Annotated in this window: 1 protein-coding gene; it reads left to right on the top strand. The window is 38.2% G+C overall.

Going from position 1 to position 424, the window contains the following annotated elements:
* Window positions 1-38 precede the first annotated feature (38 nt).
* Window positions 39-424, top strand: a 386-nt coding sequence (locus EO141_RS21230; RefSeq protein ID WP_164739370.1) for an AraC family transcriptional regulator, incomplete at its 3' end; no start/stop codon positions are given.

The raw sequence follows: 424 nt of genomic DNA on the forward strand, positions 1-424 counted from the left end.
CTCTTTTATCATAATACATATAAGGCGGGTGAACAGAGATGGAAAGTTATGAAACACAAATTCAAAGGTCCATTGATTATATCGAGGAAGATGTAATGGAAAAACAGACGCTGCGTAATTTAGCTCGCATTGCAGGTTTTTCTGAGTCGCATTTTCATCGTGTATTCCAGGCGTTAGTAGGTGATACGGTAATGGAGTATGTCCGAAAGAGGAGGTTAGCCCGGGCAGCTTATCAACTTTCTCATACGGATGAAAAAATTATTGATATCGCATTTGAGCATGGCTTTCAATCTCACGAAACGTTCACGAGAGCCTTTAAAAAATTATTTCAAATGACACCGAGTGAATATCGAAAGCAGGAAATAGAAACACCGATGTATTACAGCGTGAATGTAAAGCAAAGAAAATTAAATCCGTATTTAGG

The sequence above is a fragment of the Xanthomonas sp. BRIP62415 genome, assembly GCF_003993515.1.
GTDB classification, from domain to species: Bacteria; Pseudomonadota; Gammaproteobacteria; order Xanthomonadales; family Xanthomonadaceae; genus Xanthomonas; species Xanthomonas euroxanthea.